At 69.1% G+C, this 20,825-nt stretch carries 23 protein-coding genes, 1 tRNA gene and 1 pseudogene; 19 read left to right on the top strand and 6 right to left on the bottom strand.

Features of this window, described 5'->3' with window-relative positions:
* The first annotated feature begins 247 nt into the window (after window positions 1–247).
* Window positions 248–332 (top strand) — tRNA-Leu (locus tag NRB56_RS21915).
* Window positions 333–560: 228 nt separating this feature from the next.
* Window positions 561–1,049: a hypothetical protein gene (locus NRB56_RS21910; RefSeq protein WP_227838108.1), complete on the top strand. Its 489-nt coding sequence runs from the start codon at window positions 561–563 to the stop codon at window positions 1,047–1,049.
* A 431-nt stretch (window positions 1,050–1,480) separates the two neighbouring features.
* Here the strand turns inward: NRB56_RS21910 and NRB56_RS40535 are convergent, their stop codons facing one another.
* Window positions 1,481–1,987, bottom strand: coding sequence for a LysR substrate-binding domain-containing protein (locus tag NRB56_RS40535; protein WP_194290930.1), 507 nt, complete (start codon window positions 1,985–1,987; stop codon window positions 1,481–1,483).
* Here NRB56_RS40535 and NRB56_RS38405 point away from each other — a divergent pair.
* Window positions 1,942–2,490 (top strand): nuclear transport factor 2 family protein, encoded by a 549-nt coding sequence (locus tag NRB56_RS38405; protein ID WP_194290942.1) that lies wholly within the window; start codon window positions 1,942–1,944, stop codon window positions 2,488–2,490. The two genes, NRB56_RS40535 and NRB56_RS38405, sit on opposite strands and share 46 nt — an antisense overlap.
* Here NRB56_RS38405 and NRB56_RS40530 read toward each other — a convergent pair.
* Window positions 2,392–3,057: a DUF2199 domain-containing protein gene (locus NRB56_RS40530; RefSeq protein ID WP_406603514.1), complete on the bottom strand. Its 666-nt coding sequence runs from the start codon at window positions 3,055–3,057 to the stop codon at window positions 2,392–2,394. The two genes, NRB56_RS38405 and NRB56_RS40530, sit on opposite strands and share 99 nt — an antisense overlap.
* A gap of 46 nt (window positions 3,058–3,103) precedes the next feature.
* Here NRB56_RS40530 and NRB56_RS21895 point away from each other — a divergent pair, with 46 nt between their 5' ends.
* The 12 genes and pseudogenes from NRB56_RS21895 to NRB56_RS40525 form a co-directional block, all read left to right on the top strand.
* The gene (locus NRB56_RS21895) at window positions 3,104–3,838 is read left to right on the top strand and encodes an alpha/beta fold hydrolase (RefSeq protein WP_319943332.1); all 735 of its coding nucleotides are present in this window, start codon (window positions 3,104–3,106) and stop codon (window positions 3,836–3,838) included.
* A gap of 360 nt (window positions 3,839–4,198) precedes the next feature.
* Window positions 4,199–4,567, top strand: coding sequence for a histone-like nucleoid-structuring protein Lsr2 (locus tag NRB56_RS21890; protein WP_153345030.1), 369 nt, complete (start codon window positions 4,199–4,201; stop codon window positions 4,565–4,567).
* A gap of 133 nt (window positions 4,568–4,700) precedes the next feature.
* The gene (locus tag NRB56_RS21885) at window positions 4,701–4,901 is read left to right on the top strand and encodes a sigma factor (RefSeq protein WP_153345028.1); all 201 of its coding nucleotides are present in this window, start codon (window positions 4,701–4,703) and stop codon (window positions 4,899–4,901) included.
* A gap of 740 nt (window positions 4,902–5,641) precedes the next feature.
* On the top strand, window positions 5,642–6,085 hold the full coding sequence (locus NRB56_RS21880; RefSeq protein ID WP_153345026.1) for a nitroreductase family deazaflavin-dependent oxidoreductase: 444 nt from the start codon (window positions 5,642–5,644) through the stop codon (window positions 6,083–6,085).
* A 20-nt stretch (window positions 6,086–6,105) separates the two neighbouring features.
* The gene (locus NRB56_RS21875; protein ID WP_153345024.1) at window positions 6,106–6,471 is read left to right on the top strand and encodes a DoxX family protein; all 366 of its coding nucleotides are present in this window, start codon (window positions 6,106–6,108) and stop codon (window positions 6,469–6,471) included.
* A gap of 79 nt (window positions 6,472–6,550) precedes the next feature.
* Entirely contained in the window at window positions 6,551–7,024 is a 474-nt protein-coding gene (locus NRB56_RS21870) for a MarR family winged helix-turn-helix transcriptional regulator (RefSeq protein ID WP_319943331.1), read from the top strand.
* 65 nt (window positions 7,025–7,089) lie between these two features.
* Window positions 7,090–7,536, top strand: a complete 447-nt coding sequence (locus NRB56_RS21865; protein WP_153345020.1) for a chromosome partitioning protein — start codon at window positions 7,090–7,092, stop codon at window positions 7,534–7,536.
* 266 nt (window positions 7,537–7,802) lie between these two features.
* Entirely contained in the window at window positions 7,803–9,626 is a 1,824-nt protein-coding gene (locus tag NRB56_RS21860) for a tetratricopeptide repeat protein (protein WP_227838183.1), read from the top strand.
* A gap of 44 nt (window positions 9,627–9,670) precedes the next feature.
* The gene (locus NRB56_RS21855; RefSeq protein ID WP_153345016.1) at window positions 9,671–10,210 is read left to right on the top strand and encodes an AAA family ATPase; all 540 of its coding nucleotides are present in this window, start codon (window positions 9,671–9,673) and stop codon (window positions 10,208–10,210) included.
* A gap of 154 nt (window positions 10,211–10,364) precedes the next feature.
* A complete protein-coding gene (locus tag NRB56_RS21850; RefSeq protein ID WP_153345014.1) occupies window positions 10,365–11,177 on the top strand; it encodes an alpha/beta fold hydrolase in 813 nt (270 codons plus the stop codon).
* Between the two features lie 52 nt (window positions 11,178–11,229).
* Window positions 11,230–11,622 (top strand): hypothetical protein, encoded by a 393-nt coding sequence (locus tag NRB56_RS21845; protein ID WP_153345013.1) that lies wholly within the window; start codon window positions 11,230–11,232, stop codon window positions 11,620–11,622.
* Between the two features lie 276 nt (window positions 11,623–11,898).
* Window positions 11,899–12,375, top strand: a pseudogene (locus tag NRB56_RS40525) (acyl-homoserine-lactone synthase); the annotation flags it as partial.
* Between the two features lie 132 nt (window positions 12,376–12,507).
* On the opposite strand, the gene NRB56_RS39175 reads toward NRB56_RS40525, so the two are convergent.
* Together NRB56_RS39175 and NRB56_RS21835 are read right to left on the bottom strand one after the other, a co-directional pair.
* Window positions 12,508–12,723 carry a hypothetical protein gene (locus tag NRB56_RS39175; RefSeq protein WP_227838206.1) on the bottom strand — a complete coding sequence of 72 codons (216 nt, stop codon included), beginning with the start codon at window positions 12,721–12,723 and terminating at the stop codon, window positions 12,508–12,510.
* Between the two features lie 431 nt (window positions 12,724–13,154).
* Window positions 13,155–14,363, bottom strand: coding sequence for an MFS transporter (locus tag NRB56_RS21835; protein ID WP_153345009.1), 1,209 nt, complete (start codon window positions 14,361–14,363; stop codon window positions 13,155–13,157).
* A gap of 79 nt (window positions 14,364–14,442) precedes the next feature.
* On the opposite strand from NRB56_RS21835, the gene NRB56_RS21830 reads away from it, so the two are divergent.
* Window positions 14,443–15,339, top strand: a complete 897-nt coding sequence (locus tag NRB56_RS21830) for a LysR family transcriptional regulator (protein ID WP_153345007.1) — start codon at window positions 14,443–14,445, stop codon at window positions 15,337–15,339.
* On the opposite strand, the gene NRB56_RS21825 is transcribed toward NRB56_RS21830, so the two are convergent.
* Window positions 15,336–16,274 carry an alpha/beta hydrolase family protein gene (locus tag NRB56_RS21825; protein ID WP_153345004.1) on the bottom strand — a complete coding sequence of 313 codons (939 nt, stop codon included), beginning with the start codon at window positions 16,272–16,274 and terminating at the stop codon, window positions 15,336–15,338. The two genes, NRB56_RS21830 and NRB56_RS21825, sit on opposite strands and share 4 nt — an antisense overlap.
* A 148-nt stretch (window positions 16,275–16,422) precedes the next feature.
* On the opposite strand from NRB56_RS21825, the gene NRB56_RS21820 reads away from it, so the two are divergent.
* The 3 genes from NRB56_RS21820 to NRB56_RS21810 all read left to right on the top strand — a co-directional run bounded on the left by NRB56_RS21820 (window position 16,423) and on the right by NRB56_RS21810 (window position 19,575).
* Window positions 16,423–17,028, top strand: a complete 606-nt coding sequence (locus tag NRB56_RS21820) for a TetR/AcrR family transcriptional regulator (RefSeq protein WP_319943330.1) — start codon at window positions 16,423–16,425, stop codon at window positions 17,026–17,028.
* 645 nt (window positions 17,029–17,673) lie between these two features.
* Entirely contained in the window at window positions 17,674–19,299 is a 1,626-nt protein-coding gene (locus NRB56_RS21815; RefSeq protein ID WP_153345000.1) for a DEAD/DEAH box helicase, read from the top strand.
* Window positions 19,300–19,437: 138 nt separating this feature from the next.
* Window positions 19,438–19,575 carry a hypothetical protein gene (locus NRB56_RS21810; protein WP_194290928.1) on the top strand — a complete coding sequence of 46 codons (138 nt, stop codon included), beginning with the start codon at window positions 19,438–19,440 and terminating at the stop codon, window positions 19,573–19,575.
* Between the two features lie 31 nt (window positions 19,576–19,606).
* On the opposite strand, the gene NRB56_RS21805 is transcribed toward NRB56_RS21810, so the two are convergent.
* Window positions 19,607–20,800 (bottom strand): fatty acid desaturase family protein, encoded by a 1,194-nt coding sequence (locus NRB56_RS21805; RefSeq protein ID WP_153344998.1) that lies wholly within the window; start codon window positions 20,798–20,800, stop codon window positions 19,607–19,609.
* Window positions 20,801–20,825 lie beyond the last annotated feature (25 nt).

Genomic DNA, 20,825 nt, shown 5'->3' with positions numbered 1-20,825 from the left:
CCCCTCCGGCTACCGCCGAGTATTTCGGTACGTTCGTACAAGAATGCCGCCAAACATGACCCGCCCTCATGTTTGAACCCGCTGGTCGACCCCGGTTACACCCGCGAAGGAAAGCTGAGGGTTCCTCATATTGCCGGTTATCGAATTGTTATAAATCCAGGTAGACCTACTCGCGAGTATGAAACGCTCGTGGCGAGCTTCGCGATCTCGGTCAAGGCCGGTAGAGTTTGGACGGTCGTACCAGCACGCGCGAGTGGCGAAATAGGCAGACGCGCTGGATTTAGGTTCCAGTGTCTTCGGACGTGGGGGTTCAAGTCCCCCCTCGCGCACCAGGTTTCGTCATTCTCGGGAATTCCCGGAGCGGGCCGCCGAAGCGGAAGCTCAGACGGAATCGAAACCGGCAAATTGCCGCTCTACCTGCAACGATACCGGACATATGCGCCGGTTCGGCCGCCAGGCCGGCTCTGTCGGAACCGCACGATCCCTGGTACCGCACCAGTCGTCCGCGCGCGGCCGTGCCGATCGCCGGTGATCGCACCGATCGGGGGTAGTCGACGGCAGTGAGCACACCTCTGGCCATCTACCTGTCCGACCATTACACCGGCGCCACCGCCGGTGTCGAATTGGCTCGCCGCCTCGCGAAAAACCATCGTGACCAGCGCGCGGGCGCACCACTGCGCGAGCTGGCGGCCGAGGTCGCCGACGACCGCGTCGCGCTGCGCCGGCTCATGGCCCAACTGGATGTGCGCCCCGCCCGCTACCGCCGGATCGGCGGGTGGATCGGCGAGAAAGCCGCCCGACTGAAGCTCAACGGCCGGCTCATCCGCCGCGCGCCGTTGAGCTCCGTCATCGAACTGGAAGCCATGCTCCTGGCTGTCGAGGGCAAAGCCGCCGGCTGGCGGCTACTACACGACCTGGCCGACCGCATCGACGGCCTCGCCCCGGACACGCTGGATCGCCTCGAACAACGAGCGGTCCGACAGGCCGAAACCCTGGAACGGCTCCGCCGCGAGGCCGCCGCGGACGTCTTCACCGAAACGCACCGTTAGACCCCCGGAAGAACTGGAGCTCGTACCGGAACTCTAGTTCGCCTTTGTCTTGGGGCACTTCGGAATCTGGCTGCATCGGTGATTCGAGTACTGGTTCGTACGAGCTTCCTTGCAGTACATACATTGGCACGTGCACACCATCGGAGAACTCTCCTTCATCGAGTTGCGGAGAACGATCATCGAGCGATGCCCGCTCGGGTTCCACGGTATGTATCCGTCGATCGGACCGGTATCCACTCAACGATCGACATGCGGAGCACGCAGCGGTGGAGTACGCGAGCACGAGCGACCGCCGGCGATCCTCCGATCAGGCACCAGGGTCGCTGTCGCGGTAAGGATTTCGGCTGTCGGGACGGCCCGGCCCGCTCGCCAGGTCGTCGATGATTCCGGCGAAGAGGCGCATCGCGGCGGTGTCGCGGGTCAGGACCCGATCAGGGCCAGCCGGCGGCCATCGGGCCGCGTGGGATCGGGCGGCCGACGCGCGTGTGAGTCGGAAAGTGAGTGCCGAGAACGGCTTCCGGCATCCCCTCGGCGACGATCAGCGGTGCGGTTGCGAGGTCCTCGGCGGATACGGTGGCCTGCCGGGCGAGGGGATGGGTCGCGGGAATCGCGAGGACTTGCGGTCTGGAGAACACGGTGAGGCCGGTGACGAATTCGGAATCCGGTTCGGCGAGTGCGGTTTCTGCGAGGACGAGGTCCAGTTCACCTTTGCGGAGGACCGTGCCGACGGCGCTGTAGGTGACCTCCCGGAGTTCGACGGTGCATTCCGGATGCCGGGTGCGGAACCGGTCGGTGGCGCGCAGGATCAGGGTGCCGCTCCAGGCGGCGGTGAATCCGACTCTCAGGACGCCGTGAATGCCGTGCCCGAAAAAGATCGTTCCATAATGCCCGCTTGATGGGCCGTTCGGCCACGGGCACGCTGAATCACAGCGGCACAACGGGTTTCGGAAGCGACGGTGCCGGTCGACGAGAGGAGCAACGGCTGGACGGACAGGTTGTCGAGGCGTTGCGCCGGTTCGCCGACGGCGTGGCGGTGTGGGACCGGGAACGCCTGATTTCGCCGCTGACCGCCGATGCTGAATTGGACCCGCGGCGCGCCACCGAAGCTTGGTCGGCGCGCAGTCCCCAGCTGATCGGACAGGACACCATCGCGGACATCCTGATGGGAATCTTCGCCGGCCGGGTGGAGACCACGCACACGCTGATCGCACCACGTGTCGTGATCGACGGTGGGCTCGCGCGCCTGGGAGCGCCGGCCGAGGTCCGCCATCGACTGATCGACGACCGTGCTGTCGGCGCACAGCTGACCTACCGCTACACCGCCGATCTGGTCGGTGTCGGATCACGATGGCTGGTGCGGCGCATCGACATCGACACCGTCCGATATCGCGGCGACCCCGCCGCCGTCTACTGCCGCGCTCCGGCCAGCCGAACCCGTTGAGAGAACAGGAAATCGAGTGAACATCGCCGCCACGACCACGCAGTGAACCTCGATACTGTTCCTACTGCCGGTGCAGGTTCCATTCCGCGATGGCGCGGACGCGGGCGAGGGTGATCCCGGTGCGTTGTTCCACCGCCAGTGGATGGTCGGTGGGTTCCAGTTCGATGGTGGGGCGGTAGCCGACCGCTGGGTGTGCACGCGGGTCTTCAGGTTCAGGGTCGTCGGCTGATATCCGTCGATATCGCTCGACAGCCAGCCGAAGAACGGCGGCTCCGATACCCGTTGCGGATCGTCCCAGATCTCGATGATGCGCTCGTAGCTGGTACGGCTGACCGAAACCCAGACACCCCAATCGAATTCCTGTCCGGTGTCGACCACCGGCAGAACCACCCGACCGCGCAGGAAGAACTGCTCGCCGCCGATGACGCATTCCTCCTGCGCCAGGAAGCTGTCCGGCCGGTCTTCCAGATCGGAATGCCAATAGGCCGGGGCGGGCGAGCCGTAACTGAGCGGCAGACCGTCGTGATACAGACCGCACGCGCCACACCAGAAACCCGGAGAACTCACGTCAGCAGCATAGGAGAACTCGGACAGCGGATTCGCCGATCGGTTCGTGTCGGACCCCTCGCCTACGGTGGCGGGCGTATTCCACGACAGCAAGGAGAACGACGTGAACCCGGATCCGATCCTGTTCCTCAGTGGCGCGGGGCTTCCTGCCTGGATCTGGGACGACGTGCGCGCGGATCTGCCCGGTGAGTCGGTCGTGGCGGCGTATCCGAAGCGGGGCGACGCGCGGTCGGCGGATTACGCGGCCGCGGCGCTGGAACAGGTTCCGGCTGGCTCGTTCACGATCGTGGCGCATTCGATCGGTGGTGTCGTGGCGAGCCGGATCGTCACCACCGCGCCCGAGCGGGTCACCGGGGTGCTCGGCGTCGCCGCGTCGTTCCCCGCCGCCGGGGCCTCGTTCCTGACGGGTTTGCCTGCGCCGCAACGGGTTCTCGTGGGTCTGATCATGCGGGTCGCGGGGACTCGCCCGCCGGAGAAGGCGATCCGTTCGACGTTGTGCGCCGGGCTCGACGAGGAGGTCACCGGCCACATCGTCGCCGAGTTCGCGCCGGAATCCCGGCACCTGTATCAGGATGCGGTGACCCCGAGGACGTTTCCGGCACACACCGGTTTCGTCGTCACCACCGAGGATCGGCAGATGGCCACGGCACTGCAATACCGGTATGCCACCGAGCTCGGTTCCGGATTTCGCCGTGAGTTGCCGACCGGGCATCTGCCGATGCTGCAGGATCCCGCCGCACTGGCCGGGATCGTCCGGGAGTTCACCACCGGCGGCAGATGAACTGTGCCGGCGGCGCGGAACAACCATCCGGCGTGGACGCAATGTCGGCAGATTCACTTTCCTGGAATCGTCATTTCGGGTAGGTGTTCGCCGGGCCGCCGGCGTGACCGGATGGATGTCCCGGGACGGTGGCGCACCCGGTCGAGCCCGGATCCGAGTATCCGGCGGCGGCCCACGCCGGTGACCAGCAGGTACCGTGGGCGCTGCGCTGGTGCGGGCCCCGAAGTCCGGTTCGGGTCGGCCGCGCCGCACGTGCATTCGGATCGCGCAACGAAATATTACGCAACCGAAGCTATCGAATAACTCCGAACCGCTTTATCTTTCGTTAAAGCGTCCGGCACGGCGTGCTATCTTGTGAACATGGCGCAGAAAACCATGGTCGAAACATTCGACGACATCAGCGGTGAGCGGATCGACCCGAATCTTGTTCCGGAGCCGACCATTACGTTCTCACTCGACGGTACCGACTACGAGATCGACCTCGGGGCGAAAAACCGGGACGAATTCTTCCGGCAGGTCGAGCCGTACATCCAGGCCGCACGCCGGGTCGGGCGCCGCTCGCCGCGGGCCGGTGCCCGTACCCGCACCACCAGCCGGGAAGGCGGGGGCCTGTCCAAGGAGGAGACCGCCGCGATCCGTATGTGGGCGCAGAAGTCCGGGCACACCGTCTCCACTCGCGGCCGGCTGTCCGCGGCGCTGATCAGCGCCTACCGCGACGGGAAGCACTGAATTCGAATCGGGCGGCAGTCGCCACGACAAGGGCGGGGCAGAGCCCGTTGTGCCGGACCCTCACGGCCGCAACGGGTTCCACCCGGCCGGATTTCCCTTCTCGCCATCGCACGGCGATTCTCCGCACGACGACATGAGCGATGATTCGCCGGTCACCCGTGCGGCCGATGTCTTCGAGAACTCCCGCGGCTGCCTGAAGGCGATCGCGTATCGATTGCTGGGCTCGGCCGGCGACGCGGAGGACGCGGTGCAGGACACCTATCTGCGCCGGCACGCGGCCGACCGCGCTGGAACGGTTGTCGCCCAACGAACGCGCGGTGTACGTGCTGCGTGAGGCATTCGAAGCGACCACCTGCCGGTCCGGCAGCGGGTCGAAGGCGCCGCCGCGATCGCTCGCTACCTGTGCGGCCCGGGCCGGCCGACCACCGTCAAAGAGCGAGTCATCGGCGGCAAGCCCGTCTTCCATGTCACCGACGTCAACGACGGCTCCGCCCTGCTCATCGAGGCCGGCGGACGGATCGCGGGCGTCTACAGCCCCGAGGTGACGACCGCCGGTATCGCCGTGCTCCGGATCCAGGCGAACCCCGAGAAGCTCGAACGACTGTCGCACCGGAGGGCCGCACGAACCGGCGGCCGGTCCATGGTGACCCACCTCACTCGGATCACCTGTCAGAAATCGCTCGCTACACCGTCCAGTGCATCAGCCTCGGTCGGCGGGACGCGATCATCCAGCGGGTGACCCCGACGACAAGGCCACCCCGACCGCCCTCACCGGCCGGACCGCCGCCCGTGCCGAGGGTTTCATCTACGCCGGCGCGGCCTGGGGCGTCGCCCACCCGACGCTGATGATGCCGACTCGCCGCCACCACGCCACGACGGGTGAAATCCGTTCTGCCACACAATGACCGGTCGAGCGGCCTGTGCGCGCCCGGCCCCGGACTCGGCCGGATCACTGCGACAGGTTCCGCTCATCCCAGGACCGCATAGGGCGTCGCCGCGCGACTCTCGGCATCCCGCCTTGATGCGCCCCAGATACCATATGCTTTCCATATTATATGGAGTACGATCGACGGCATGGAGACACGGAATTTCCGCAGGATGGTCAACAGCTTCAACAAGGTGATCGTCGGGTTGCAGCGCACCGGGATCGCGTTCGGGCCGATGCAGCTGCTCACGGTGCCGGGCCGGCGCAGCGGGCAGCCGCGTACCTTCGCGATCGCCGTCAACGAATTGGACGGCGAGAGGTACATCTTCCAGGCCTTCCCCAAGGCGGCATGGGTGGCGAACGTCCGGGCCGCGGACACCGTGACGCTGACCCGGGGCCGGAAGTCCTCGGCCGCCCGCCTGGTCGAGATCCCGGTCGCCGATCGCGGCCCGTTGCTGCGCACCCTGGTGGCGACCAGCCCCGCCCGCGTCACCGACATCTTCGTGAATTCGGGCCAGGCCGAAGCGGCGTCCGCGGATGCGATGGCGGCCGCGGCGGACCGCATCGCGATCTTCCGTGTCGAACCGGCCTGAGCAGGACCCGAGGAGTCCCGATGTCAACCGCGCATCTGATCGTCACACTCGTCGCCATCGGCGCGAACACCTTCTCCGGCCTCGCCGCGATCACCCGATTCGGGCCGGTCATGAAGGTCCTCGCCCCCGCGATGGCGAACGCCGGAGTCCCGCAAACCTGGCTGGTCTTCCCCATCGGCACCCTGAAACTGGCCGGCGCGGCCGGGCTGGCCGTCGGCCTGCTCGGCGCGCCGATCATCGGGGCAGCGGCCGCGATCGGGCTCATCCTGTATTTCGTCTGCGCCGCCTACACCCATGTCCGGGTCGGCGACTATTCGCAGACGTTCTTCGGCGCGGTCGGCGTCTTCCTCCCGCTGGCCGTCGCGAGCCTCGCCCTGACGCGCTGACGGCAGCACGAGCGTCACGGCATCAATCTCGTATGATACGAATATTGAATATTCGGCCGCGTCGTGAGGTATGAGTACCGTGACGGATCGAGTCGCAGGCACGCACCGGCAGCTGACCAACGCTGTCAAAGAGGCGCTGCGTGACCTCAACATCCAGCTGGCCCTGCTCAACCGCAGGTTCGGCGGCCGGGTCGAATTGAAGGACGCCGACTGGACCTGCCTGGATCTGCTCAACCGGCAGGGGCAGCTGTCGCCGAAGGAACTCGCCCGCCGCACGGGCCTGCACCCCGCGACCCTCACCGGCGTCCTCGACCGGCTCGAACGCGGCGGTTGGGTTGTCCGCGAACGCGATCCGCACTCCCCCGACCGGCGCGCCGTCACCGTCCGCGCGCTCCGCGAACGCAATTCGGAGCTCTACGACATGTTCGCCGGCATGAACCACCGGATGGACGAGCTCTGCCGTGACTACAACGCGGCCGAACTCGAGGTGATCGCCGGATTCCTGCGCCGCACCGCCGAAGCGGGGCACGACTCCACCGAAGAACTCGCGTAACCGGAAGCGGAGCAACACCTCAGCCGGTACGCTCGACTCGGGTCATCGAAAGCTGGGGGTCGGCTGTGGGAATCGAGCTGTTGGCCGGGTACGCGGTCGCCTACCTGGTCCGGAAACTTCGCCGCGTCGGCCACCGGGCGGACCGAGAAGTCGACCGGGCCCTGGACACCGGGATGGATCGCCTGCACGACCTGATCGGGCGGGTACTGGGCGACGATCCGGCATTGCGAAAGCTGGAGTCGGAGACGGGATCCGGCACCGAGTCCGAGCGGACCGTGCAACGCCTGCGCCTGGCGATCGAAGCGGCCGCCGAGGCGGACGCCGCCTTCGCCGCCGAACTGGAGAAACTCGTCACGAGTGTGCGCGCCGCCGAGGTGCACGCGGAGGGCCAGGGTGTGGCCGCCGGCGGCGACATCTCGGTCCGGGCAACCGATCACGGTGTCGCCGCGGTGACGATCCACGGTTCGGTGTCCACCGGAACCCCTCCGGCGCCGGGTTCGGCTCCGAGCTGACCGAACCCGGCGCCAGTTCTGCTCCACGACAACTCGGCGACAACACGATTCATGCCGATCGCGGCGGGATCGCCATCGGCACACTGCATTACGAGCATCGGATCGCAACGGCGAAACCGGTCCGGCTGTCCGGCCCGCCACCGCCCGATCTGGCCGGGCGCGAAACCCTGCTCGCCGAACTGCGCGACCGGTTCGCGACGGCCGCCACCCTGCCGCACCCGGTGGTGCTGTACGGCCTCGGTGGCGTCGGGAAGACCAGCGTGGCAATGGAATACGCCCAGCGTCACCAATCCCGATACGACCTGATCTGGCAGTTCGCGGCGGAGGAGCCGGCCACCCTATCGGCCGGCATGACCGAACTGTCCACCCTTCTCGGCGTCCGGGACCTGCTGGACACCACCGACCCGGTCGCGCAGGTGCACAGCGCACTCGCCGCCCGGCCGGGCCCGTGGCTGCTGATCCTCGACAACGTCACCGGACCCGCGGCGGTCCGCTCGGCGCTGCCGGCGGTCGGCAACGGCCATCTGCTGATCACCTCCCGGTCGGGGCAATGGCCCCCGGAGATCGGGCTCGAGGTCGGCATGCTCGAGCACACGGCCGCCGTGGGCTTCCTGATGACGCGATCCGGGGATGCCGACCCGAAGGCCGCCGATGCCATCGCGGTGGAGTTCGGCAGTCTCCCACTGGCACTCGAACAGGCCGCCGCCTACGTCCGTGCCACCGGGATCGGATTGGCGCGGTATCTGCGCCTGCTGCGCGAACGGCGCCGGCAGATCTCGAGTCGCGGCCGCGCCTGGGGTTATGACCGAACTGTGTGGACCACATGGAACATAGCCTTCGACCGACTCGCGGCGGAACAGCCCGAGGCGGTCGCCCTGCTCCGGCTGCTGGCGTGCTACGCGCCCGCACCCGTGCCCATCCGGCTGTTGCTCGAAACCGGCCTGCCCGCAGCGGAACTGGACGAACCGGCCCGCGCACTGGCGGCGCCGCTACAGGACGACCTCGCACTCGGTGACGCGACGGCCGCGCTGCGGGAGTATTCGCTGATCGGTACACCGGCTCCCGGCACCCTCACCGTGCACCGCCTGGTCCGGTCCGTCGTACTGGACCAACTCGACGCCCCGACCCGGGCGGCATGGCACCGGATCGCGGCGGCGGCGCTGACCGGATCACTACCGGGCACGCCCGATCAGCGAGCATCCTGGCCGGTCTATGCGGCCCTGCTGCCGCACGCCCGGCTGTTGCTGGGCCAGGAATCCGAGCAATTGCGGCAATTCACCACCTACCTGGAAGCCGCCGGCGACTACGCCACCGCGCTGATCCTGCTGGAGGAGGTGGCCGCCGCGCGGCGCACCGCGCTCGGCGCCGACCACCCCGGCACCTTACAGGCCCTCGACGATCTGGCCTTCGCCGTCGGACGTTCCGGCGCACCCGAGGAGGCCGCACGCCGCATGGAAGCGGTACTCGCCGAACGTATTCGGGTGCAGGGCCGGGACCACTCCGACACCCTCGTCACCTGGGACCGCCTCGCCTTCTGGACCGGCAAGGCCGGTGCGGCCGCTGCGGCCTGCGAGCTGAGCGCGCGGTTGGTCGAGATCCGCGAACAGGTCTCCGGCCCCGAACATCCCGAAACCCTGTGGGCGCGTAGCAATCTGGCGTTCCAGATCGGCGACGCCGGGGACCCGTCCCTCGCCCGTGACCACTACGAAGCGCTGGAGCCGACCGCGATCCGAGTCTTCGGCCCGATCTCGCACGGCGCTCTCGTGGTCCGCCGCAACCATATTCACTTCGTGGGCATCGCCGGCGACCCGGCCCGCGCCCGAGACCTGCTGACCGCACTGGTCCCCGACCGCACCGCCCTGTCCGGCCCCGAACACCCCGAAACCCTCCTGGACCGTGTCGGCCTCGCCTTCTGGACCGGACTCGCCGGCAACCCGGCCGCCGCCGTCGCGGCACTGGAGGAACTGCGCCCGATCCGCGAACGAGTCCACGGCGCGGATTCCGCCGACGTCCACAAGGACCGCGCCCGGCTGGATTACTTCCGCTCGGCCCCGACTTCGATCTTCCCTCCACCGGCCGAGCTCTATTAGCCGCCGACTCGAACGACACGGCTCTCACAGGCAGAGTGAACGGCATGCTCATCGTCATCGGCGGACTTCCGGGCACGGGTAAGACCACTCTGGCGCGCCTGCTGGCGGCCCGGATCGGTGGCGTGCACCTGCGTGTGGACACCATCGAGCACGCGATCGTGCGATCCGGGTTGGCGGATCATCCGCTGGGACATGCCGGCTATGTCGTCGGATACGCCCTGGCCGAGGAACATCTGCGACAGGGCCTGACCGTCATCGCCGAATCGGTGAACCCGTTGCCGATCACCCGCGACAGCTGGCTGGACGCCGCCCGGAACGCCGGCGTCCCAGCGGTGGAGATCGAGGTGATCTGCTCGGATCCGGCCGAGCATCGGCACCGCGTTATCTCCCGTTCGGTCGACATCCCGGGCCTGCCACTGCCGGATTGGCAGCAGGTGCTCGACCGCGACTACCGACCGTGGAATCGCGACCATGTCATCGTCGACACAGCCGGCGAGAGTCCCGGCCGGTCACTGCATCGACTGCTCCGGAAACTCGAACACCATGGGCTGCACAGTGATTCGATCCTCGATGCGGACACATGAGGTCGGGTACGAATTGTGCCGCGGGAGCCGAAATCGGTCGCGGCCCGGCGCCGGCCGTGCCACAGCCGTCCTGTCATGCCCCCGACAGCGGCGGCGGGTGCCGTGTCAACGCCGTGACAGGTCGGTGTCAGCTCGTGCCGCGACAGTCATTCCCATGACGAACAACAACACCACCACCGCGAGCCCCGCCCGCTGGACCGGGATGCTGCCGGTCGACGACACCGCCCTCGCGGTCACCGACACCGGCGGCGCCGGAATCCCGGTGGTCTACCTCAACGGCCAGTTCGCCACCCAGGGTTACTGGCGACGGGTCATCGCCGAACTCGGCACCGGCTTCCGGCACATCACCTTCGACGAGCGGGCCCGCGGGAAGTCGCTGCGGTCGGCGGACTACTCCTTCGAGGTCGCCGTCCGGGACGTCGACGCCGTCCTCGCCGCTCGTGGCGTCGACCGGGCGCTGGTGGTCGGCTGGTCCTACGGCGCGGTCGTCGCCGCCCATTGGGCCGAACGCAATCCGGGCCGCGCCCTGGGCGCGGTGCTGGTCGACGGCGCCTTCCCGTACGACTGGCTCGACGACGCGATGGAGAAGCGGATCCGCACCCTGTTCAAGCGCCTGAACTGGGTCATGCCGCTGCTGCGGCCGACCGGGCTCACCCCCCGGATGAGCGCCGCGCAACAGGCCGAGAGCAACATCGAACTCGGCAAACTGTCCCGGACCGGCGAACTCGGCCCGGTGCTCGACGCGATCACCGTCCCGACCCGCTATGTGGTGGCGTCGGGGACCTCGTTCGGCAGCCGCGGCGACGAGCAGGAGCAGATCCGCACCGGGCTCGACGCCGTGTGCGAGCGCAACGCGAACATCCGGGTCAGCGCCAAGGTCGCCGGCAATCACAGCACCATCCTGCGCAAGGACTTCCCGGCCGTCGCCGCCGCCGTGCGCGAGGTCACCGAGCTCTCCGCCCGCTGACCGTCACACCCCCGCACTTCAACCCGTTCGATCCACAAGGAGTAACACCATCATGTCCGTCACCCTCACCACCCAGGACAAGCTCACCCTGCGTACCGCCGCCTACGGTGCGGTCTCGCTGCTGGCCGCCGCGAGTGGCGCGCCGCACAAGGTGGCGACCACCGGCAGCGTCGCGCTGACCTCCGCGACCGGCCTCGTCGGCCATGTGCTCGCCGAGAAGTCGCCGGTCGGCGATCTGGGCGGCAAATCCGTCGCCGAGCTCGCCGACCGGGTCCTGCCCGCCCTCACCGCCGCGATGCGGACACTGCGCGAACAGGATTCGGCCGAGGCCGAGAACTTCCGGGCCACGATCGCGACCGCCCTGGAAGCCGGCGCCGAGCGGGCCCAAGGCCCCGCGGTGGCGGCGATGTCCCGCAAGATCACCGCGGCGCTCGACGCCGCATGAGCGTGAAACTCGATCGGCCACAGCGACGTGCGGACCGAAAGCACCGCCACTGTGGCCGATCGAGCCGCTGCGGGATCCACTGGGTTCGCGTCGATTTGCGACAATCGGTCGTGTCCGCGTCCGCGGTGCGCACCCCATCGATGCCGAGCCGGCCGAGCGAGGGCAGTCCCCGGAATATCCCGGTCCGGGTGGACCCGGACCCGGCTGCTCGGACCGCCGTGAGATTTCCATCGGCGCAATCGGATACCGGGATCCGGTTCGAACAGGAAGTTGCCGATGACGCGGCCCCATCACGAAACATTGCGGCCGGACCGCGATGCAGCCGATATCCCGATCGTGGCGGGACCACCCGGAGCGCCGGGCATGACCGCCGATCTACTCGATGCCGTGTTCCGGCTGCGACACGAGGTGTTCGCGCACCGGCCGGGCTGGCGGGTCGACTCGACCGACGGCCGGGAGCGAGACGAAATCGACACTCCCGCATCATATTACGTGGTCACCGTCGACACCGACGGCGAGGCGACGGGAGCCCGCCGGCTGCTACCGACCCTCGGACCGTACATGCTCCGCGACGTGTTCACGCGAGCGCTCGGGAGTCGTGCGGCACCCCGTGCGGTCGACATGTGGGAGGTCTCCCGGTTCTGCGTCTCGCCGGGGCAGCCGTTCGCCGGTACCCGACTGGGGCCGATCGCGACCATGCTGCTCACCGGCGCGCTGAATTACGCGGCGGCACAAGGGGTCTGCACATCGCTGGCCTTCTCGCATCTCGGGGTTGAGCGCAAGGCCGCGGCGACCGGATTTCCGTCGTCCGCCTGGCGCCCCCGATCACGATGGAGTCCGAACTCTGCACGGCTTATACGATTACGGCGCCGCGCTGCCGGTGAATCATCGCCACCTCCCGGCGAACGACACCGGCGCCGGGCCGGGCCGCTCGAGCGCCGAATAGGCCATCGGCCGGGCCAGCGGATCGTCGACCACCGGCAGTATCACGGTCGGTTCGGTGTCCACCGCGGCGTGCAGCCGGAGGTAGAAGGCCTCCAGCGATCCGTAGCGAACCGTAACCTCCTCCGCGAAACGGAATATCGCTCTGCGCGACCCCATTCCCGTTCTCCCTCATCCCATTCCGGCACCGCACGACCCGCGTACGGCCCCGCACCGAACACGAGCGAGGAAGCGCCGATCTGGAACACGGGCCTCCCGCCCCGGACAATGCCGCTGCCCCGAGGGGACTGCCCACCCGCAAACCCTCGGGTGCAGCGGCATCCGTCACTCTAGTGCGCGGGTATCCGTCCATGGCAAATTTTGGGCGAGTCTCGTTGCACGATCCCGTGATACCCGCCATTTCGGGCAATTACGTTGGCGTACTTGGGAAGAAGTCGGGCGAAGCGTTCCCCGGCCGACGACCGCGGTGCCGCACGGGCGGGGCGGTACGCGCCGGTCAGCGATACCACGGCTACCGACCGGGCCGGCATCCTCGCGGATCGGGGTGCGGGCGAGGCCGAACAGCGCAGGGCGCCTGCGACTTCCGCCGGTCACGCGTTCGCGGGCCGCTGCCGCGACGGAGCCCACCGGCCGGTGCCGAGGATGAGCAGCAACGCGGCCGTGGTCAGGACCACGCCGAACCACAGCACAGCCGTGACACCCAGCCGGTCCGCGAACAGCCCACCGGCGAACGCGCCGGCCGCGATGGATGTGTTGTACGCCAACGTGTTCAACGACATCGCGGCCTCGAAGGTCTCCGGCGCCGCGGCGAGCGTGATGTTCACCTGGCACAACTGCCAGGCGCCGAACGCGACACCCCAGCCGAACAACAGGACCATCGGCACGATCCGGCCGTGCCCGATCGCGAGCAGCAGCGACAGCGACACCACCAGCCCGCAGCAGGCGGCGACGAAACTGGCGCGCAGGTGGGTTGTCAGGGTGTGCCCGGCGACGAAATTGCCGATCGCGCCGCCGGCGCCGTAGACCATCAGCGCGGCGGTGACATAACCGGGTCCCGCGGCCGCCCGGTGCTCCAGGAACGGGCGGATGAACGTGTACGCCCCGAACTGCCCGAGCACGAACAGCACGATGGTGATCATCACCAGTCGCAGTGGCACATTGCGCACGGCCAGGCCGAAGACCTCCCGCACGGGTACCGCGTTGTCCGAGGGCAGCGCCGGCAGCAGCACCGCGACCGTCACGAGGACCAGCGCGGACAGACCGCTCCAGAGGAGGAAGGTGAGGCGCCAGCCGATGAGGTTCTCGATGAAGGCGCCCAACGGAATACCCGCGACCGTCGCGATGGAGATGCCGGACATCACGACCGCGGCCGCCCGGCCGGACTGCCGCGGCGGCACGATGCGCATCGCGATGCTCACGCCGATGGCCCAGAACGCGCCGTTGGCGAATCCCATGACCAGTCGTGTGGCCAATACCAGCGGGAAGGTTGGCGCGATCGAGGTGATCAGGTTGCCCAGGGTCAGGATCGCCAGCAGCGCGGACAGCAGCACCCGCCGGTCGAGGCGCCGGGTCCAGGCCACTACGAACGGCACGCCCAGCCCGGCCGAGACCCCGTAGAGGGTGACCATCCAGCCGGCCGTGCCGACCGAGATGCCGAGACTGGATCCGATCGGGGTGAGGATGCCCACGGGCATCAATTCGGTGGTGAGGAAGACGAACAGGCTCGCGGTCAGTGCGGCGACGCCGAGCCAGGCCCGGACACTCGAAGGATTCGGTTCGGTGGTGGTAGTCGCGGTCATGCCCCTCAGCCTCCGGCCGCCGGATCCATGAGTCCAACGCATATTTGTCAGCTCAACGATCGTGATTCACGATTGCCGGATGGAGCTGCAGCAGATGCGCTATGTGGTCGCGGTCGCGGAGACGGCGAATTTCACCCGCGCGGCCGAGCGCTGCCGGGTGGTCCAGTCCGCGCTGAGCCATCAGATCGCCCGGCTGGAAAGGGAACTCGGGGTGCGGCTGTTCGATCGCACCAGCCGATGGGTGCGGCTCACGCCGGCCGGTGCGGCGTTCCTGCCCGCGGCCCGGCAGGCGCTGGACGCCGCGGATCGGGCCCGGGCCGAGGTGGCTGCGGTTTCCGGGGAGATCCGCGGCCGGCTGGCGATCGGCGCGATCCCGACCGTCACCGCGGTCGACATCCCGAACCTGTTGCGGGACTTCCACTCCCGGCACCCGCAGGTCCGGGTGACGTTGCGGGCCGGGTCCAGCGACGAGCTGATCGAGCGGGTGCGCCAGGGCGAGCTGGACATCGGATTCCTCGGGCTACCGCGCAGCGGCCGGCCGAAGGGGGTGAGCGGCCGGGTGCTGGCGTGGGGCGAGTTGATCGCGGTGGTCGCCCCCGGTCATCCGCTCGCCGACGAGCCCGACGTGGATCTGCGGCGGCTGTCGCGGGAGATGCTCGTCGACTTCCCGGCCGGTGCGGCCGGGCGGGCCCAGTCGGACGAGGCGTTCGCCGCAGCCGGGGTCGCCCGTGAGGTCGCCTTCGAGGTGTCGGCCCCGGAGCTGATCGCACAGTTGGTCCGGCTGGGGCTGGGCGTCGGCATGCTGCCGGCCTCGTTCGCCGCCGAACTGCCCGGCGTGCAACCGATCCCGCTGCGCGACCCACCCACCCGGGTGGAGCATCTGATCTGGAGCGAACGCCGCCCCTCCCCCGCGGCCGCGGCCTTCCTCCAACTGGTCGGCGGCCCGGAAGACGCGGGGGCGCAACGGGTTCGCTAGCGCACCGAGCCAACGGTAGCGGCGGGCCGCTTCGATTCGATCCGGCCCAGTGCGGCGATGCTCGCCGGATCATGCTGCGCCACCGCCCATCCCGCGTCGGCGGGATCGATCGCGCTGCGCAGGTAGGCCAGGGTGAGGCGCTGGATCAGGGCGACCCGGTCCGGGTTCTCGTCCGTGGTCTCGGTGACGGCGTAACCGCTGATCCCGCCCAGCGAGTGCTCCGCACCGAACAGGGTGAGCAGGCTTTCGGTGCCGGGGCTCAGGCGGTAGGCGTCGGTGAACCAGTCCGGACCGCGCACGCTGAGCTGCGACTGATCCGCGTCGCCCGCGACCACCAGCGCGGGCGTGGTCATCCCGGTGAAGTCCGGGCTCATGAACGGGAAGTTCTCGGCGGCGAACGGGGTCAGGTCGTCCCCGCCCGTACCCGGCACGGCGAGCAGGACACCGGCCCGGATCCGGGGATCGCGCACGGACTCGCCGGCCACGCCCGCCGCGTCGAGCACACGCGCGCCGAGCAGCATGCTCACCGTCTGAGCGCCCCAGGAGTGCCCGGCCGCGACGACCCGATCCCGATCCACCCGCCCCGCCAGGCCCGGTACCGCGGCCTCGACGAGGTCCAGCCGGTCGAGGATCGCGCCGAGGTCACGCACCCGGATCCGCCAGATGTCCGGATAGCGGGGATCGTCGGGGGTCAGGCCCAGCGTCGCCGAATCGAGGTGGGTGGGCTGCACGACGACGAAGCCGTGCGCGGCCCAGAAGTCCGCGAGCGGCGCATAGCTGTCCAGGGACTGGCCGAAACCGTGCGAGAACAACAGGATCGGCAGGTCGGTGCCGCCGACCGGGGCCGAGATCCGGACGCGCAACTCGGTGCCGCGACCGGAGGCGGGCAGCGGCACCGGGCGCACCGAGACGATGACACCATCGGACTGATTCATGGGATTCTCCTCGAACAGGACTGGTCGGTCATCCACGCCCCGACGGGCGGGGCCGGATGTGCGATCCTTGAAACGGAACCATGTTCCGAAATTGATAATACGGAACACAGTTCCGGATTGTCGACGGCGTGATGGAGGTAACACAACGGTGGCGGACACGGAGAGCGGAACGGCCGGGGCACGCGCACGCAAGCGCGTCGACGCCCGCCGCAACGACGAAACGCTGCTGAAGGCCGCCGCCGCGGCCTTCGTGGCCTCCGGCGTCGACGCGCCGGTGCGCGATATCGCGGCCCGCGCCGGTGTCGGCGTCGGCACGATCTACCGCGCCTTCCCGACCCGAGCCGAGCTGATCGTCGCCGTCTACCGGCATCAGGTCGAGGAATGCGCCGCGGCCGGCCCCGCGCTGCTCGCGGCCGGCGACTCCCCGTACGCCGCGCTGGTCCGGTGGATCGATCTGTTCGTCGATTTCCTCGTCACCAAACACGGCCTCGCCGCGGCACTGCACTCCGACGACGCGACCTTCGCGGACCTGCACCGCTGGTTCCTGGAACGCCTGGCGCCGGTCTGCGCCGACCTGCTCGACGCGGCCGCCGCCTCCGGTGAGATCGGTTCCGGCACAACGGCCTTCGAGCTCATGTACGCGGTCGGCAACCTCTGCGTCGGCGCGGGCAAGGACCCGCGCTACGACGTCCGCCGCGTGGTCGGCCTGATGCTGGCCGGGCTGCGCCGGGACCCGACAGCCGCCGGAACGTAGCCTGCCGCCGAAAGTGTCACTCGCCCAGCGCTTTCCGCGCCACCTGCCGATTCGGCGCGGCACCGCCGACGCGACCAGTTTGTCCGAGTTGCGGATGGCGTGGAAGGTCGCGATCCTACCGTCGGTGATCTCCATCAGACAGACGCCTTCGAGTTGGGCGGCCAGCGCGGGAGTGCTGTTGTAGGTGCCCATCTCGATCCGCAGGTTCGGCATGGTCGGCGACTTCTGGAACAGGCCGGTGGCGGGCCACCTGCTCCGCGCCGGATACCGGCCGGCGCACACGAATCCATCGGGCGGTCGATCGCCGTAGTGCACGGCCGTCTCGATGCCGGCAAGGGCTATCGCGCCGGTGAAACATGAGACGCCTGGGCGGCGGCGGACGGCCGATTCGGCCCGGTGACCGGCGGGGCACGGGCGGATCGGAGCCTGGACGACATGGCCGGGGCGGGCCCACACAGGCCGTACCGGCCCCGGTGCGGTAAGCTACACGCAACACGATGGTTCGCTGAGCTGTCACTGCAGCGCGTTTCCTACGGCGATCGATTTTGCCCTCCGGCAATCTCGCCCTCTCGTGCCCCCGGCGCGGACCCGCGTCCGCGGCCGGCGGTGGCACCACCCGATGCCCGAAAGGCACTACCCACAGACATGGACTCAGATTCCCCCTCGTTCGCCGTGCTCGGCGTCCGCGCACCCTTGGTTCGGGCCCTCGAACGCACGGGTATCACGGCCCCCTTCCCGATCCAGTCCGATACCCTGCCCGATTCGCTGGCCGGCCGGGACCTGCTCGGCCGCGGCCGCACCGGCAGCGGTAAGACGCTCGCCTTCAGTATCCCGATGATCGACCGCCTCGCCGACGCCGGGCGGGCCGCACCGAACCGGCCGATCGGTCTGGTGCTGGCACCGACCCGCGAACTTGCCGTGCAGATCGCCACGGCGCTGGAGCCGCTGGCCGAGGAATTCGGTATGACGGTCGCCACAATTTTCGGTGGAGTGCCGCAGTCCCGGCAGGTGCGCGCGCTGCGGCGCGGTGTCGACATCGTCGTCGCGTGCCCGGGCCGCCTCGAGGACCTCATCGGACAGCGGCTGGTGTCGCTGGACGACGTCGCGATCACGGTGATCGACGAGGCCGACCACATGGCCGATCTCGGCTTCCTGCCCGCGGTCACCCGGATCCTGACGGCCACCCCGGCGGGCGGCCAGCGGCTGCTGTTCTCGGCCACGCTGGACAAGAGCGTCAACCGGCTCGTCACCCGCTTCCTGCCGAACGCCGTCCGGCATTCGGCGGGCGAGGCGGACGTGCCGGTCGCGACGATGACCCATCATGTCCTGGAGACCGCCGACGCCACCTCCAAGAAGGTGCTCGTGCAACGCCTGGCCTCCGGGTCCGGCCGGCGAATCCTGTTCACCCGCACCAAACATCAGGCGCGCAAGCTGGCGAAGCAACTGACCGCGGCGGGCATTCCCGCCGTCGATCTGCACGGCAACCTCGCCCAGAACGCCCGCGATCGGAACCTGGCGATGTTCTCGGCCGGTACCGCGCGGGTGCTGGTCGCCACCGACGTCGCCGCCCGGGGCGTGCACGTGGAGAACGTCGAACTGGTCGTGCACGTCGATCCGCCCGCGGAACACAAGGCGTACCTGCACCGTTCGGGCCGCACCGCCCGCGCCGGCGGCACCGGTGACGTCGTCACGCTGATGTTGCCCGCCGAGCGCGGCGATGTCACGGCGCTGCTGCGCAAGGCCGGGATCGACGCCGCGCCACAGCGTGTTCCGGTGGATTCGCCGGTGGTGACGCGGCTCGTGGGCGAGGTCGCCCCGCTCGTCGCCGCCGCGCCGGTCGCCGCGGAACCGGCGGCTCCGGGCCGCTCGAGGCAGAACGGATCGGGCGGCGGCGCCGGCAGCCGGTCGAACGGCGCGCGCCGCCGGCCCGAGACCGACGGGCCCACCGGCCGCCGGCGCACCGAAGGCAACGGCGCCGGCCAGCGGCGAATCGAGGACGGCGGCGGTTCCGGGACGCGGCGGCATACCGAAGGCTCCAACGGCCGCCGGCGCACCGAAGGTACCGGCGTCACGAGCCGACGACACACCGAGGGCAACGGCTCCACGGGCCGGCCGCGCACCGAGGGTGGCACCTCCGCGGGCCGGCCGCGCACCGAAGGTGGCAATTCCACCGGTCGGCGCAGTGCTCGCGGGCACGGCGTCGTGCCCGCGGGCAGCACCGGCGGCCGGGCGGGGTTCTCACGCACCGGCAACAAGGCACGCAGCCGCTAGCGCCACAGGTGCGGGCTGCCGACCTCATCCGCGGCAGAGGAGCATGCCGCTCGGGCCCGAGTGTCCGCAGCGGCAAGCTCGTCCACAGCCCCGAGTTACGGTGTGAGCGTTGCCGTACGCCGTCATGAGGAGCCGGACATGAGCGTCGTCCCGCCGTCGACCGCCTTGGAATGGCACGAATTCCTTCGGGCCTACAGCGCCGAATTCCGCGATTCGACGTTCATGCGGCGCATGGCCGGGCAGACCGATTCCGCTACGAGAACTTCGGCGTCCTGATCGCGGAACTGTGGCAGCAGGCCCGCGCCGACTAGGCCAGGGCGCGCACCCGGCGCCACGCGGTACGTACATTGTTCCGCCGCGACGGTTTACGATCCCCCGGCGCCGTCCCGCGAAGCTCGGAGGCGGTTTCGGGGGCATCGTCACAGGTCGCGCGCAGCCAGCGGTTCGGGACGGCCAGTTTGTGCAGGGTCCGCATCGCCGAAAGGTATTGGCGCGGAAGCGAACCGCTGGTGTACGGCAGGTCGTACTTCTCGCACAGCTCCCGAACCCGCACGGCGACACCGGCATAGCGGTTGCTGGGCAGCTCCGGGAACAGGTGGTGCTCGATCTGGTAGCACAGATTGCCGCTGAGGAAGGCGAGCACCGGTCCGGCCGTGAAGTTCGCGCTGCCCAGCAACTGCCGCAGATACCACTCGTGCTCGGTCTCCTCCTCGACCACGCCGGCGGTGAATTTCTCCGCGCCGTCGGGGAAATGGCCGCAGAAGATCACCGTGTGGGCCCACACGTTGCGCACGATGTTGGCGGTGGCAGCCGCGCCGAGGGTCCGCCGCCAGCGCCGCCCGCTGATCGCCGGGAACAGCAGATAGTCCTTGCCGATCTGCCGGACCGCCTTGCCGAGGAACGCCTTCGTGTGCGCGGCCCGGGCGGCCGGGCCGCTGCGCTCGAATTCGGAGTAGAGCCCGTGCAGCGCGATCCCCCATTCGAAGGTCAGCGCCAGGACCAGATTCTGCAACGGTTGCAGCGCCATGTACGGCCGCCACTGCTGATCCCGGGACATGCGCATCACGCCGAAACCGATGTCGTCGTCCATGTCGAGCACGTTCGTGTAGACGTGGTGCCGGTAGTTGTGCGCGTACCGCCACTGGGCGGACAGCGCCGCCATATCCCATTCCCAAGTGCTGGAATGGATTTCGGGATCGTTCATCCAGTCCCACTGGCCGTGGCTGACGTTGTGGCCGATCTCCATGTTCTCGACGATCTTCGCCACCGCGAGCCCGGCCGTGCCGACCGCCCAGCCGAGTTTGCCCCGGCTCATCGCGATCAGCAGCCGCGCCGCCACGTCGAGGGTGCGCTGGAAGGCGATCGTCCGGCGGATGTAGACCGCGTCCCGCGAGCCCCGCGCGTCCAGGACATCGCCGCGAATCGCATCGAGCTCACTGCCGAGCGCGGCGATCTGGGCGTCACTGAGACGTGCGTAGGCCGCGACCTGGGCGATGGCCATGCGTTCCCTTCCCCAAGGTGGTTCG

Source organism: Nocardia aurantia, assembly GCF_009604425.1.
GTDB classification, from domain to species: Bacteria; Actinomycetota; Actinomycetes; order Mycobacteriales; family Mycobacteriaceae; genus Nocardia; species Nocardia aurantia.
The sequence above is the reverse complement of the archived record's forward strand: the minus strand, read 5'-3'. Positions and strand labels throughout refer to the sequence as shown.